We start from the raw sequence: 14474 nt of genomic DNA on the forward strand, positions 1-14474 counted from the left end.
TACTGCTACGATTACTTCTATCATTTTTTTCATCTCTCATCTCTCCTCGTTTCATTTCTTACTTTAAGTATAAGAGAAGAGAGATAATTCAACTATCGAAGTACATGACGTAGAAATTACATTATTGTAAGAAAATGGTTTATTTTTGTCACTTTACTCAGCAGTGATTACAAACTGATCATAATATTTTTCATTCACATATATATTTAATAACCATAATCCAGATGAAGGTAGTGACATAGTGAGAGGGAGTTCGTTTGCAGTAGAATCGATTGTATTTGAAGTGGTCCAAGTTTGTTTGGAAGTTTCTTTTTGAAAGAGTACTGGTGTCGGAGTTACAGATCCTTGTTTTAGCGCAATAATAGACAATTTTCCAGTTGGTATTTCAGAATCTAGAAAGTACCACATTATTTCATTTTGTTCATTCGCGATAATAGGACTATCAGCCATTGCGATTTTTCCTTCGATGCCTTTTAAAGGTATTTTTCCGTCTATGAATGAGGGGGCTTCTTCCCAATTTACATCTTTTAAAACACTAAGATGAAAGAAGGAAGGTGCGTTCACTTGATTGGATGACGTTGTGACAGCTTCAGTTTTAGATGCTTTTGAATCAGGTTGTGCTGGTGTGCATCCAGTGATGAGGAAGGAGAGAAGTAGCATAGTTCCGATTTTTTTCATGGTGCCACACTCCTAGTTTTTATTGTTAGTGTAATTGTATTTGCTAGAAGGCGGGACAATTCCTTTAAAGTATAAAAAGAGGTCGTAAGTTTTGTACGACCTCTTTTGACATTTTTTATCCCGTAAAAGCCCGATTGGTGTAGGTTAATAATCAGTGGGAGATAGCCCCACTAATTAAAGTTTCACTTTATACTTGTTCAGTTGTATAGGTTGGTTCGGTTTCTTTTTGAGGCATCGTCAAAAAAATAACGGACAGAACGATACATACGCCGCCTAATAATTGATATGTTCCAAAAGATTCATTTAGCCAAGTAATTGAGACGATGGCAGCTACAAGGGGTTCAATGCTAGATAAAATGCTTGTTTCTGTTGCTGCTAAATATTTAAGACTACCGATATATAGAAGGAAAGAAAGGGTACCACTAATAATGATAAGAATAAGCATAGAAAAAGTTTTTAGTGTAAGGGTTTGTGAAAAGTGATTCCACCCGAATGAACGATTATAAATAAGTAGTGCAATTCCTCCGATTAACATCCCCCAACCAATTACTACAGTTGTCCCGCATTCTTTAATGAGAGAAGCCGGATGAAGGGTATAAAATGCAAATCCAATTGCTGTTAATAGTCCAAAAATAATAGCTTCTTTAGATAAAACAACATTTTCAATTGAGCCATTTGTAATAATAAAGTATGTTCCTATTAGCGCGGCTATAATTGCGAATAGTTGCATGGAAGCAGGGAATTTTCTTTGTTCAAATGCAACATACATGGTTATAAGAACAGGACCTAGAAATTGAAATAGTGTTGCTGTGACCGCGTTACTAATATGAACTGTTTCGATAAAGGCGTATTGCGCACCAAGCATGCCGAGAATAGAAAAAATAATAAGTTGTATAGAATATCTAGGGTGTTTCCAAATTTGAAATATGTTTTGTTTCTTTATAAGTAAGAAAGACAAAATAAATATTCCTGCAAGCAACAATCGAATTGTTAAAAAATCAATTGAGGATACATTAGTATGTTGAAATAGCCACTGAATCATTGGACCAGATAATCCCCATAATGTAGCCCCTGTAATAATCATAATGAGTCCGATACGTCTACCATTGTTCATTATCATGTTTCTCCTCTCCGGTATTTGATTTTTTATGTGTGACATGATAAAAGGAATTATATATAAAATCTGGTACTGTAAAAAGTATCAGATTTTAGTTTTATTAAGGGGTCAGATATTATGTTAGAATTAACGCCTAATTTAAATATGAATAGTAAAAAGGCATTGTATGTGCAATTGTATGAGTATATAAAAAAAGAGATTAAAGATGGATCGATTGTCCCTTTTACGAAATTACCGGCTAAGCGAAAGTTAGCGATACATTTACAAGTAAGTAAAAATACAGTAGAGGCAGCGTACGAACAATTACTTGCAGAAGGTTATATTGAGTCGATATCGAGAAAAGGTTATTTTGTATGCAAGATTGAGCAAATGGTTCATGTAGAGGATAGCGGAGATAGAATAGAAGAAGTACCGTTTCAGGAGAAGAGTTATAAATTTGATTTTACACAAACAGGAATTGATACAAATGCTTTTCCATTCAATATGTATCGGAAAATTGTAAATGAAGTATGGCAGCCGTATAATAACGAACTTCTCTTTCTAGGACACCCTCAAGGAGAAGCAAGCTTAAGAGAAGAGATTGCGAATTATTTGTATGAATCTAGAGGTGTGCGTTGTTCAGCTAGTCAAATTGTATTAGGAGCGGGAACACAAATATTAGTGAAACTATTGTTTCAATTGTTAAAGGGAAGCAATTATGCAGTTGAAAACCCAGGGTATCATAGGAAGATGGTTGTTTTTGAACAGGGAGAAGCAAGAGTCCAAATGTTATCTTTAGATAGAGATGGAATTTGTATTGCAGATTTAGAAAATAGCAATGCGAATGTTGTATTTGTTACACCTTCCCATCAGTTTCCATATGGAATGATTATGCCTATTACGAGAAGGGTGCAGCTTTTACAATGGGCAAAGAAAGAAGAGAGCAGGTATATTATTGAAGATGATTATGATAGTGAATTTCGCTATTCTGGAAAGCCTATACCGGCGCTGCAAGGGTTAGATACAGAGGGGAAAGTTATTTATATGGGGACGCTATCTAAAGCATTATTACCATCGCTACGGATGAGCTATATGGTGTTGCCGAAGAAATTAATTAAAAAGTATCAACAGCAATATTTATTTTATACACAAAGTGTTTCAAGAATGGACCAAGAAGTGATTAGAAGATTTTTAAATGAAGGCTATTGGGAAAAACATATTCATAAAATGCGTGTCGTCTACCGAAAGAAGAGAGATCGACTTGTTTTTGAAATAGAGAAGTATTTCTCTAATCGTGTTGAAGTGATAGGAGAAGATTCGGGATTACACATTTTATTAAAAGTGCATAATGGAATGCGGGAAGAAGAATTAATTCAAGAAGCTGCGAAACATAGTATCAAAATATATCCTGTGTCTACGTACTATAAAGACGATACTGCACCTGAAAATGTAGTTTTACTTGGGTTTGCGATATTATCAGAGGAAGAAATTGCGAAAGCGATTCAATTATTACACACGGCATGGTTTACAAGAAAGTAAAAAACATCCTCCAAACATGAGGATGTTTTTTATTATTTATTTTCATCTAAGAATAAGACCATATGCTCTTCGTCCCAATATTGTCCGTTATATTTTAATGAACGTTCTTGTACACCGAATGTTTTAAAACCTAATGATTCATAAAGTTTTTTCGCTCCATCGTTGCCAACAACAACATCAAGCATAACTTGTTCTACTTCTAAAGATTTAGCAAGCTCAAGACATTCTTTAATAAGTGCTTTTCCTGCTCCAAGTCCACGCGCTTTTGGAGATACATATACAGAACCGATTTTAGCTTTATGTTCTTGTTTTACATATGGTTTCGTTTCCAGTGTTGCAACCCCGATTAATTTTCCATCTTTAAATGCACCTAGCGTATAGTTTTCATCTTGTGCTAATTTTTGTGCTTTATATTCAATCGCACACTCTTTATTAATAATATCTTCATAAGAAGAGCTGAATGCTTCAGGGTTTTGCTTTAATCCTTCTACGCGAAGTTCTAAGTAAATTTCTGCTTCGTCTTTTGTTAATACATGGATATCCAATTATATCACCCTCCAAATCTTTGCAAATGTACCTTTATCCCGCTATTCGCGGGCAGTAAGACTCCAACTTTAAAATTCGGCAAATGCGCGGAAGTTAAGTGGGAGATAAATGCCCGTAAATGCCCGATTGGTTCAACTAATAATCCATGGAGTGAACCTTTCCATGGATTAAAGTTTCACTTTATTTTATATTGAAATAAGAATAATTTCAAAAGCTTAGCTTAGATGAGCTGTTTTTATGAACAAAATAACACCAGTAGTGTTTACTACTACTGGTGTTTTCACACGCATATTATTCAAAAGGTAGCTCGATTATAAAGTTTGTTCCCGCTCCTAATTGGCTTGTTACTAGAATGGAACCGTTATGCAATTCTACAATTTCCTTTGCAACAGCTAGCCCGATACCTTTTCCGCCTGTAGCTCGTGTTCTAGATTTATCGACACGATAAAAGCGGTCAAAAATATGCGGGATATCTTCTTCAGGAATACCTTCACCTTCATCTTGTACACTTATTGTAAAAGAATCTGTTTTCATGAGTACACGTATCGTAATAGATGTGTTTTCTGGCGAATGTTGATAAGCGTTGTGTAATAAATTTAACATAACTTGTTCCATACGTCTTTCGTCTATGCAAACTTCTAAATCATCTTTGCAATATACATGAAGCTGCATTTGCTTATTTGTTAATGTTGTTTTTGTTTTTTCTACCATTCGTTCTAAAAATGGCTGAAGAAGCACTTTTTGTTTTTTTATAACAAATTGGTGTTGTTCTAATTGTACAAGCATAAATAAATCTTGGACGAGATCGGTTACACTATCCGTTTCATCCTCAATGATTTGTAAGTATTCTTCTCGCTCCTCTTTTGTTAAAGAGTCTCTCTTTGCTACCTTCGCATAACCTTTCATATAGGTCAATGGAGTTAATAGTTCATGAGCGACACTAGCGAGAAATTCATTGCGCTCTTTTTTCATATACGTAAGTTCACTCGATAAATCTTCAATTGTTTTTGCTAAACTTCCGAGTTCATCATTTCGTTTAATACCTAATTGAATTGGCTTGTTTAATTTTGACATTTTTTCTGTCGCTCTCTTCATTTTTACAAGTGGTTCTGTAATAACGCGTGAAAAAACAAAGACAGAAATTGTTGTTAAAATAATTGTTAAAACGCTAATGATAAGAAATTGGTTCATGAGTTTAAGCAACATATTTTCTAGGAAAGATGTTTTTAATAACATATATAGCTTTCCTTGAAACTTTGTTGTGTTAAGTGGGCTTACTGTTGTGATGAACTTTGATTTTTTCCAGTTCCTTTCAACGACTAAGCCGCCGTCTGGGACAGTTTCTGTTTTACAAGTAAGTTGTTTTTGCATATCTTTTGTTACGGGTTCTGAGGTGGAAATAATTTTGCCGTTATGGTCAGTAATAATGATAGCTATATCGGAGTTAGAAATTGATTCCGATTCAACTAAGTGTGCAGCCTCATTCGTAATATCGAACTCAGGGTACACAGGACGTTTAGGATTTTTATTATGTTCAGCGTGTTTCATTTCTTTATAATATTCATCCCGTCTCTCGCGGCTTTTAATTTTTTTACTATAGCGATTACCTTTCTCTAAAAGAGCATCTGTTTCCTCTACAATACGCATTTTTGAAAGGCTTTTATAAAAAGATACGAAAGCAATTGTTTCAATACATAAAGCTAATATTAAAAAGTATGTCCCAATTTTAAGGGAAAGTTTACTCATTTTTTCACCATACCTTATTCATAATAAAGAGTCAGTGGTATACGATTTCCCACTGACCGAAGTAATTATTCACTTTTCCATTTATATCCGACTTTATAGACCGTTTCTAGGTAATCTTCAATCGGAAATCCTTTTTTGCGTAGTTTATCACGGATATTACGAATGTGTGAGTCAATTGTTCTATATTCGATATCTGTTTCATAGCCCCAAATTTTTTCGATTAAATCATCTCGGCTATAAGCACGGTTTGTATTTTGCAAAAATAGCCCGAGTAACGAAAATTCGATAGGAGTTAGCGAGATTTTTTCATCATAAACTGTGACAGTATGTTTTGTTTTATCCCACTCAATACCATTGAAACTAACAAAGCCATCTTTTTTTGTACGGCGTAATATAGCCTCGATTCGTGCGACTAATACATGCTCATCAAATGGTTTTGTAATATAATCATCTGCGCCCATCGTGAGGCCTTTCACCATATCGTAGTTTTGGTTGCGAGCTGTTAACATAATGATAGGAACGTTGGAAATTTGACGAATTTGATAGCAAGTATCCCATCCATCCATATTTGGCATCATAACATCTAATAAAATAATATCGAATTCTTTTTGTTCGATTAATTTTAGTGCTTCAAGGCCAGAGGTAGCTTTCATACAAAAATAGCCGCGAGGGCTTAAGAACAGATCTAATAATCGTAACATACGTTCTTCATCGTCTACTAATAAAATTTTTACCATAATCTTGTGCACCCCAAACTGTTCATTCTACTTGTATAGTTTACATGAAAATAATAAAAAACTCTTTTTATGTGATTGAATGGAGGGCTGATTTTTTCGCTCAGAGTAATTGACATAAAAAATGCACTAGTTTTGCACAACTATTTTTTATAATAGAAAACGTAGCGACACAAAATACCCTATGTTGCGACATAACGTCATGTCATTTTATTTATAAAATGACAATTCCATTCTATTGTGTATGTGAGATAGAGAGGGTTTTCGTATTCACCTCGCATCGGATAAGAAAAATTTCCTATCTCACACTTTTTTTAAAAGGAGATCATACACATGAATTCAAAAGAAGAAATTTCAAAAAAAGAAAAGCAAGATCGTAATACGGTTGTCATGTGCGTTGCCGTATCTATGGTTATTATTATAAGTTGCGTAAATAAAATTTTGGGGATTTTATAATATAAAAAAAGCTGATTGCTTCTTAAGAAGCAATCAGCTTTTTTCGTTGTTAGGGGGAGTATTTCTATATAATAAACCAAGGTAAAATTGCTAATCCAGAAGTTATAATTGCTGTAGTAAATATTAAAAGCATAGCTCGTTTGTTTTGTTTCATGTCACATTCTCCTTTACATATCAAGTACATGCGATCAGTGTGAGATGTGGTTCCCCACTGAGTAAAGTGTCACTTTATATTTTTAGTATAATGAATGGTAAGGATTGGTACGATCGATAAAGGTGACATGAAGATTACATTGTTGTAATGAAAAAAGCATCTTTCTTAATAAAAAGATGCTTTTGGAAAACTATATTGAAGTATTAATCATTTAAGAACAGAACCATATGTTCCTCGTCCCAATATTGACCGTTATGTTTTAATGAACGCTCTTGTACACCGTAAGTTTGGAAACCTAATGATTCATATAATTTTTTGGCACCGGCGTTACCAACTACAACATCGAGCATAAGTTGTTCTACATGTAATTTATCGGCATTTTCAATAATTGCTTTAATAAGAGCTCGTCCTGCTCCAAGGCCACGCGCTTTTGGGGAAACGAAAACGGAACCGATTTTTGCTTTATGTTCTTGTTTAATAAAAGGCTTTGTTTCTAAAGTAGCAATGCCGATTAAATCATCATCTTTGAAGACCCCTAGAGTATACTTATCCGGATTGCTTAATCGTTTTGCCATAGCAGCTACAGGATCCTCATGTTTCAAAACATCTTCATAGGAAGAGCTAAAAGCTTCCGGGTTCTTCGTTAAACCTTCCATACAAACTTTTAAATATATTTCTGCGTCCTCTGTCGTTAATAAGCGAATTTCCATAGTTGTAACCTCCTTGGTCGATTTCAAATAAAATAAATCCATTACTTTTATAAGATTGTGTATGTGTTTTGTTAGCAGTCTCTTTTAATTTGTAAAAGAATGAAAAGATATATGCTACAATGCTTTGTTTTTTAATATGTAATGAAATTATATATTAACTTTATTAACTATTCAAGTCTTTAATATATTACATTTTCATAACTAAAATAACTCCTCAATTGAGGAGCTATTTTAGTTATTCGATTGATAACCATCAATTCGATGTGGATGTGTGTAAATATTACAAGATTCATTTCTAATAAATCCTACGACTGTAATGCCTAAATCGTGAGCAAGTTGCAATGCTAGTTTTGTTGGGGCAGATTTAGATAGAACAATTTCACATCCGATTTTTGAAACTTTGAGTAAAATTTCGGATGAAATACGTCCGCTAAATGCGATAATTTTTCCTTTAACAGATATATCATTGCGTAAACAATGACCGTATATTTTGTCTAATGCATTATGTCTTCCGATATCCATTCTTGATAGAAGGATATTATTTCGATCACATAGCGCGGTATTGTGAACACCACCAGTTTGGCGAAAGGTAGTGGAAGATTGTTGTAAAGTATTCATTAAGTAAAAACATTCTTCAGGAGTAATTTTTACATGTATATCATGTAAGTCTTTTGCTTTTGCCGCATCGTTTACGAAAATAAAACCTTGTCTACCTTTTCCGCAGCAAGAAGTGATGTATCGTTTATTATATAAAGTTTGATAGAGCGGATTCACTTTTGATGATTTTACATGGACAATTCCGTTATCTTTTTGAACCCATAGTTCTTCAACATCGTTATAGGAAGAAATAATCCCCTCAGAAATTAAAAAACCAATTACCATATCTTCAATATAATTTGGTGTGCATACGACTGTTACATATTCTTCACCATTCAATTTAATAGTAATAGGAGATTCTGTAACAATCTCGTCAAGTTGTTTTGAAAATGTACCAGATTGATAACGTACAATTGTATAAGTCTCTTGCGTAGGCCCCATATTTAATTCCCCTTTTATATGTATTTCTCTCCCACATTTATCATAAAACAATGGGAAAAATAAAAACACCTATTAACAAGAAGATCACAGATTATTTTGGTTATTATTGTATATGTACGATATAATAGAACTGTAGAATAGTGATATTTTCAAGCTTTCGTAGTTATACCTTATAACATCTAGAATCGACTTCATAAGAAAGTATTTGGGTAGAGCGTTTCAAAAATATGTACAGTAATGCGGTTTTGAAAACGGATTCATAATTGTGTTGTACAGTTGGTTGTAAGGAGAGGGGAAACTATGGCAGAACAGACAGTCCGTGTAACCGTCGATGGTAAAGAATTTTCTGCATCAGGTGAAAAGACGATACTACAATTATTTAACGAGAGTAATTTGGAACATCCTCAAATTTGTCATGTACCAGAAGTAGATCCAATTCAAACTTGTGATACGTGTATTGTAGAAGTAAATGGAAAGTTATTGCGTGCTTGTTCAACGAAATTAGAGAACGGTATGCATATCGAAAGACAGTCCCAGCGTGCAAAAGAGGCACAGACTGAGGCAATGGATCGAATATTAGAGAATCACCTACTGTATTGTACCGTTTGTGATAACAATAATGGTAACTGTAAAGTCCATAATACAGTACATATGATGGGAATTGAGGAACAGAAATATCCGTATGAGCCAAAAGTAAGTGCGTGTGAAGTGGATATGTCACATCCATTTTATCGATATGATCCAAATCAATGTATTGCTTGTGGGCAGTGTGTAGAAGTATGTCAAAACTTACAAGTGAATGAAACTATATCGATTGATTGGAGCTTAGACCGTCCACGTGTTATATGGGACAATGGTGTAAGTATAAATGACTCATCTTGTGTAAGTTGTGGACAATGTGTAACAGTATGTCCATGTAATGCGTTAATGGAAAAAACAATGCTGGGTGAAGCTGGATTCATGACAGGATTGAAACCGGATGTGTTAGATCCGATGATTGATTTTGTAAAGGATGTAGAGCCGGGATATAGTAGTATTTTAGCAGTTTCAGAAGTAGAGGCTGCGATGCGTAAGACGAAAGTGAATAAAACAAAAACAGTTTGTACATTTTGTGGTGTAGGTTGTTCATTTGAAGTATGGACGAAAGACCGCCACATTTTGAAAGTACAGCCTGTTTCAGATGCGCCGGTTAACGGTATTTCCACATGTGTAAAAGGAAAATTTGGATGGGATTTTGTAAACAGTGAAGATCGTATTACAAAGCCATTAATTCGCCAAGGAGATATGTTTGTTGAAGCTTCATGGGAAGAGGCTCTTGAAGTTGTTGCATCCAATATGCAGCATATTAAATCAGAATATGGAAGTGATGCATTTGGATTTATTTCTTCTTCGAAAGTAACGAATGAAGAAAATTATCTTATGCAAAAACTAGCCCGTCAAATATATGGAACGAATAATGTAGACAACTGTTCCCGTTATTGTCAATCTCCAGCAACAGATGGTTTATTTAAAACTGTCGGTATGGGAGGGGACGCTGGAACAGTGAAGGATATTGCGGAAGCAGGCCTTGTCATTATCGTTGGAGCAAATCCAACAGAAGGACATCCTGTACTTGCAACGCGTGTAAAACGTGCTCATAAATTACATGACCAAAAATTAATTGTGGCGGACCTTCGTAAACATGAAATGGCAGAGCGTGCGGATTTATTCATTCATCCGCGCCAAGGAACTGATTATGTATGGCTCGCTGGTATTACGAAATATATTATTGATCAAGATTGGCACGATAAAAAGTTCATAGCTGAAAATGTGAAGAATTTTGATGAATATAGCAAAATGGTAGAAAAGTATACGCTTGATTATACAGAAGAAATTACGGGGATTTCGAAAGAAAATCTGAAAGAAATGGCTCGTATGGTATATGAAGCAGATGGTACTTGTGTACTTTGGGGAATGGGTGTAACTCAAAATACTGGAGGAAGTACAACTTCAGCAGCAATTTCAAATCTATTGCTTGTTACGGGTAATTATCGTCGTCCTGGTGCAGGAGCATATCCATTACGCGGACATAATAACGTACAAGGCGCTTGTGATATGGCAACATTACCAAACTGGCTTCCAGGTTACCAAGCAGTTTCAGATGATGCGCTCCGTGCGAAATTTGAAAAAGCATACGGTACTACAATTCCGAAAGCACCAGGCTTAAATAATATTGCAATGTTACTTGCGGCAGATGAAGGAAAACTGCGTGGTATGTATGTTATGGGTGAAGAAATGGCTTTGGTAGATTCGAATGCCAACCATGTACAACATATTTTAGCGAATTTAGATTTCCTTGTTGTTCAAGATATGTTCTTATCGAAAACAGCTCGTTTTGCAGATGTTATTTTACCGGCAGCACCAAGCTTAGAAAAAGAGGGAACATTTACGAATACAGAGCGCCGTATTCAAAGATTATATGAAGTATTGAAGCCGCTTGGTGATTCAAAGCCAGACTGGTGGATTTTACAAAAAGTAGCTCGTGCACTTGGCGGGGACTGGAATTATGAAAATCCAAGTGAAATCATGGATGAAATTGCATCGCTTGCACCTTTATATTCTCAGGCAACATACGATCGTTTAGAAGGATGGAATAGTTTATGTTGGGGTAGCCATAATGGCAGCGATACACCACTATTATATGTGGACGGATTTAACTTCCCAGATAAACTAGCTCGTCTATCATTAGATGAATGGGTACCACCAGTTGTAGCGCCAGATGAGTATGATTTACTTTTAAATAATGGTCGTATGTTAGAACATTTCCATGAAGGGAATATGACGAATAAATCGGCTGGTATTTTATCTAAAGTATCTGAAGTGTTCGTTGAAATCTCGCCTGAACTTGCCCTAGAGCGCAATGTGAAAGATGGTGGTCTTGTAGAATTAGCATCACCATTTGGGAAAATTAAAGTACAGGCACTTGTTACAGATCGTGTAACGGGGAAAGAGCTATATTTACCGATGCATGCAACGGTAAATGAAGCGGCAATCAATATTTTAACTGGAACGGCGACAGATCTTTATACGTGTACACCAGCGTACAAACAAACGATGGTAAAGATGCGTGTACTACGTGAAAAAGGGAATCGTCCGTTACCATCTTCAAACCCGAGAGATAAAAAGCGTAATCCGCAAAACGGTGTTGAAATCCAGCAAAAATGGCAAAGAAAACAATACGTATCACTTGTGGACTAGGGGGCGGAGAGAGTGGCGAAAGAAATTACTGTAATTAAAAAGAAAGTTGTAACAGAGGAAGAACAGAAACAGCAAGTAGCAGATGAACTTCTAAATGAGCTATCTAATAATCGTGAAGCAGTAGAAGAAACGATGCAGCTTTTAGCACAGTTGCAGAAGGCTGGTATATTAGATGCGGCAATTAGTTTACTTGCTGCGAAGGAAGATGTTTCAAAAATCGCTGTGGAGCAATTAAATCGTGAACCCGTTAAAAATGCGTTAAATAATATGATGGGGGCAGGAGAAGCGTTATCTTCAGTTGACCCAGAAATAACGAAGCAAATTACGTCAAGTTTAGTTACAGGATTGCAATTTGCAACAGATGAATTAAATAGTGGCAAAAAAACAAAAGTGATGGATTTCTTTAAAGTATTAAAAGATCCAGATATCAATAGAGCTATTACATTCGGTTTTAGCTTCTTGAAAGCATTTGGACAAGGGCTAGAGAAAAAATAGAATAAATGAAAAAGTGATGGGAAGTAGCCATCACTTTTTTCATTATATGTATAAGAGTGTTCATGTTAAGCGGAATATATTATTATTAAAAAGATGGATTAGAACTGGAAATATGGAATCCATCTCAAATACCGTTTTAGAATTTGGAGGAATATATGCAACACCGTAAAAAACTATCTATACCAGGAGTAATGAGACATTCCTTTCAAACAGTTAAATTTGCTTTTTGGAATGTATTAACTTTTCAACTTGCTTATAAATTATTAGCAGCGATTGTGTTTGTTCCGCTATTTGGAATTATTTTTAATAAGTTATTGTATTTTGGTGGTTATGCAAATGCGACAAATGATGAATTATTAGCGTTTTTAAAGACGCCTTATGGCATCTTAGCAATCGTAATTTTATCATTGTTAGCACTGTTTCTTATCTTTACGGAATTTGCGGTGCTTATTATTATTTCGTATTTCGCTCATAAAAGACAGAAGGTGAAATTACGTCCGATTTTATATAAAACGGTAACGTATTTACCTACTCTTTTCACATATTGCTTACCAGGATTTATTTTATATGCTGTCGTATTGTTGCCTCTTTTAAATATGGGATATGAAACGGCATTAATCCCGCAAATTCAAATTCCTAACTTTATTACAGGAGAACTGTTTAAGACAACGATGGGGCAAGTTGGTTATTACACGTTCTTTGCTGTAGTCGCGTATTTGAATCTTCGATGGATTTTCGTTCTACCTATTGTTGTTTTAGAGCAAAAATCATTTCGCGTGGCAGCACGTAAAAGTGCAAATTTAGTAAAGGAAAGCTTTTTTAAAGTACTACTCTTTTTAGTAGGGTTTTTTATTTCAATTGGAATTGTATATGTCGTATTTTTGGGAATATATTTATTGTGCCTATGGGGTGTTTATGAATTTACAAACCCGAAAGGAACATTTGCATTATTAGCTGAATCAACGATTTCTGTATTTTTAACGAGCACATTGTATTTATTCAGCTTTATCGTGACGCCATTTTATATTATGGCGATTACGCGATTATACTTACAAAAGGTACCGGTTGAAGATGTTTTATTAGAAGAAGGATTAGATTATTCGAAAACGAAAGCAGATAAATGTTTCTTCCAAAAACATCGTTGGAAATTCATTGGCGTATACATTGTAGGGATTATTACTGCGGGAATGGTCGTTGCCTTCATTGTAACGTTTATTTCAAATTCGTATAAAGAACCGATTATTATGGCGCACCGCGGGTATATATCAAAAGGCGTAGAAAATACGAAAGAAGCTGTGCAAGGTGCTATTGATGCAAAAGCAGACTACGCTGAAATAGATGTATTACAAACGAAAGACGGTGAACTAGCGGTTATACATGATTTGAAGCTGAAACGTCTCGCAAATGCAAATGTGCATGTGTCAGATTTAACGATGGCTGAGTTAAGGCAGCTTACCCTTAGTCAAGATGGACTTTCAGGACAAATAAGTACACTTGATGAAATCATTAAGCTAGCAAATGGCAAAATCAAACTTAATATAGAAGTGAAGCTTCATGGGGGCGAAAAAGACTTTGTAAACAAAGTCTTAAAAACGATTAAAGATAATGAATTTGAGAAGCAATGTGTAATTCAAACGTTACACTATCCGCTTATTAAAGAGTTTAAGCGTGCAAATCCAGATATAAAAGTAGGGTATATATTGTATGCAAGTAGAGCTAACTTAAAGAATGTGAAGGCTGACTTTTACGTAGCAGAAGAATATATGTTAAATAAGAAATTAGTAAAAGAAGCAAGGAAGTTAAACAAACCAATTTACGTATGGACAGTAAATGATATGGAAAATTTAAAGGCATATTATAAGTTAAACGTAGATGGTATCATAACTGATTACCCTGAAGATGCACGTGAAACAATTAAGATGTTAAAAGAGCAAGAAGCGGAAGAAAGTGATCTGTTTGATAAAATTACTGAGACGACAGATGATTTGTTTTTAAAATTATTTATAAGTTACCCAGCTGCTAGCTAAATGCTAGCAGCTGTTTTT

12 protein-coding genes are annotated in these 14474 nt (G+C 34.9%); 5 read left to right on the plus strand and 7 right to left on the minus strand.

The window, feature by feature from the left end; genetic code table 11:
- Nucleotides 1-153: 153 nt before the first annotated feature.
- Both DN400_RS03135 and DN400_RS03140 read right to left on the minus strand, forming a co-directional pair.
- The gene (locus DN400_RS03135; protein ID WP_025118065.1) at nucleotides 154-678 is read right to left on the minus strand and encodes a DUF4871 domain-containing protein; all 525 of its coding nucleotides are present in this window, start codon (nucleotides 676-678) and stop codon (nucleotides 154-156) included.
- A gap of 187 nt (nucleotides 679-865) precedes the next feature.
- Entirely contained in the window at nucleotides 866-1792 is a 927-nt protein-coding gene (locus tag DN400_RS03140; protein ID WP_001059057.1) for a DMT family transporter, read from the minus strand.
- Between the two features lie 120 nt (nucleotides 1793-1912).
- Between DN400_RS03140 and pdxR the strand changes: the two genes are divergently transcribed.
- On the plus strand, nucleotides 1913-3313 hold the full coding sequence (gene pdxR / locus DN400_RS03145; protein ID WP_086387699.1) for a MocR-like pyridoxine biosynthesis transcription factor PdxR: 1401 nt from the start codon (nucleotides 1913-1915) through the stop codon (nucleotides 3311-3313).
- 32 nt (nucleotides 3314-3345) lie between these two features.
- Here pdxR and DN400_RS03150 read toward each other — a convergent pair whose 3' ends face one another.
- The 3 genes from DN400_RS03150 to DN400_RS03165 all read right to left on the minus strand — a co-directional run bounded on the left by DN400_RS03150 (nucleotide 3346) and on the right by DN400_RS03165 (nucleotide 6342).
- The gene (locus tag DN400_RS03150) at nucleotides 3346-3858 is read right to left on the minus strand and encodes a GNAT family N-acetyltransferase (RefSeq protein WP_000351212.1); all 513 of its coding nucleotides are present in this window, start codon (nucleotides 3856-3858) and stop codon (nucleotides 3346-3348) included.
- 292 nt (nucleotides 3859-4150) lie between these two features.
- Nucleotides 4151-5605 (minus strand): HAMP domain-containing sensor histidine kinase, encoded by a 1455-nt coding sequence (locus DN400_RS03160; RefSeq protein WP_063546416.1) that lies wholly within the window; start codon nucleotides 5603-5605, stop codon nucleotides 4151-4153.
- A 65-nt stretch (nucleotides 5606-5670) separates the two neighbouring features.
- A complete protein-coding gene (locus tag DN400_RS03165; RefSeq protein ID WP_000238956.1) occupies nucleotides 5671-6342 on the minus strand; it encodes a response regulator transcription factor in 672 nt (223 codons plus the stop codon).
- A gap of 330 nt (nucleotides 6343-6672) precedes the next feature.
- On the opposite strand from DN400_RS03165, the gene DN400_RS29755 reads away from it, so the two are divergent.
- Nucleotides 6673-6795, plus strand: coding sequence for a hypothetical protein (locus tag DN400_RS29755; protein ID WP_001085006.1), 123 nt, complete (start codon nucleotides 6673-6675; stop codon nucleotides 6793-6795).
- 357 nt (nucleotides 6796-7152) lie between these two features.
- Here the strand turns inward: DN400_RS29755 and DN400_RS03170 are convergent, their stop codons facing one another.
- Both DN400_RS03170 and fdhD read right to left on the minus strand, forming a co-directional pair.
- Nucleotides 7153-7659: a GNAT family N-acetyltransferase gene (locus DN400_RS03170; protein WP_000405868.1), complete on the minus strand. Its 507-nt coding sequence runs from the start codon at nucleotides 7657-7659 to the stop codon at nucleotides 7153-7155.
- Nucleotides 7660-7890: 231 nt separating this feature from the next.
- Nucleotides 7891-8697 (minus strand): formate dehydrogenase accessory sulfurtransferase FdhD, encoded by an 807-nt coding sequence (gene fdhD, locus DN400_RS03175; protein ID WP_000529238.1) that lies wholly within the window; start codon nucleotides 8695-8697, stop codon nucleotides 7891-7893.
- A 300-nt stretch (nucleotides 8698-8997) separates the two neighbouring features.
- On the opposite strand from fdhD, the gene fdhF reads away from it, so the two are divergent.
- The 3 genes from fdhF (at nucleotide 8998) to DN400_RS03190 (ending at nucleotide 14456) form a co-directional block, all read left to right on the plus strand.
- Nucleotides 8998-11934 carry a formate dehydrogenase subunit alpha gene (fdhF, locus tag DN400_RS03180; protein WP_098255467.1) on the plus strand — a complete coding sequence of 979 codons (2937 nt, stop codon included), beginning with the start codon at nucleotides 8998-9000 and terminating at the stop codon, nucleotides 11932-11934.
- A 12-nt stretch (nucleotides 11935-11946) separates the two neighbouring features.
- Complete coding sequence (locus tag DN400_RS03185) at nucleotides 11947-12429, plus strand: helical membrane plugin domain-containing protein (protein WP_001040540.1); 483 nt, start codon at nucleotides 11947-11949, stop codon at nucleotides 12427-12429.
- A gap of 155 nt (nucleotides 12430-12584) precedes the next feature.
- Nucleotides 12585-14456 carry a glycerophosphodiester phosphodiesterase gene (locus tag DN400_RS03190; RefSeq protein WP_001164720.1) on the plus strand — a complete coding sequence of 624 codons (1872 nt, stop codon included), beginning with the start codon at nucleotides 12585-12587 and terminating at the stop codon, nucleotides 14454-14456.
- Nucleotides 14457-14474: the final 18 nt, after the last annotated feature.

Origin of the sequence: Bacillus sp. AR8-1, from assembly GCF_008042345.1 — a bacterium.
Taxonomy (GTDB): domain Bacteria; phylum Bacillota; class Bacilli; order Bacillales; family Bacillaceae_G; genus Bacillus_A; species Bacillus_A cereus.

Excerpts from the sequence above, each read along its gene's own strand:
- DN400_RS03135 (WP_025118065.1), bottom strand. The coding sequence starts at position 678 with ATGAAAAAAATCGGAACTATGCTACTTCTCTCCTTCCTCATCACTGGA.
- DN400_RS03170 (WP_000405868.1), bottom strand. The coding sequence starts at position 7,659 with ATGGAAATTCGCTTATTAACGACAGAGGACGCAGAAATATATTTAAAA.
- DN400_RS03160 (WP_063546416.1), bottom strand. The coding sequence starts at position 5,605 with ATGAGTAAACTTTCCCTTAAAATTGGGACATACTTTTTAATATTAGCT.
- DN400_RS03165 (WP_000238956.1), bottom strand. The coding sequence starts at position 6,342 with ATGGTAAAAATTTTATTAGTAGACGATGAAGAACGTATGTTACGATTA.
- DN400_RS03190 (WP_001164720.1), top strand. The coding sequence starts at position 12,585 with ATGCAACACCGTAAAAAACTATCTATACCAGGAGTAATGAGACATTCC.
- pdxR (WP_086387699.1), top strand. The coding sequence starts at position 1,913 with ATGTTAGAATTAACGCCTAATTTAAATATGAATAGTAAAAAGGCATTG.
- fdhF (WP_098255467.1), top strand. The coding sequence starts at position 8,998 with ATGGCAGAACAGACAGTCCGTGTAACCGTCGATGGTAAAGAATTTTCT.
- DN400_RS03140 (WP_001059057.1), bottom strand. The coding sequence starts at position 1,792 with ATGAACAATGGTAGACGTATCGGACTCATTATGATTATTACAGGGGCT.
- DN400_RS29755 (WP_001085006.1), top strand. The coding sequence starts at position 6,673 with ATGAATTCAAAAGAAGAAATTTCAAAAAAAGAAAAGCAAGATCGTAAT.
- fdhD (WP_000529238.1), bottom strand. The coding sequence starts at position 8,697 with ATGGGGCCTACGCAAGAGACTTATACAATTGTACGTTATCAATCTGGT.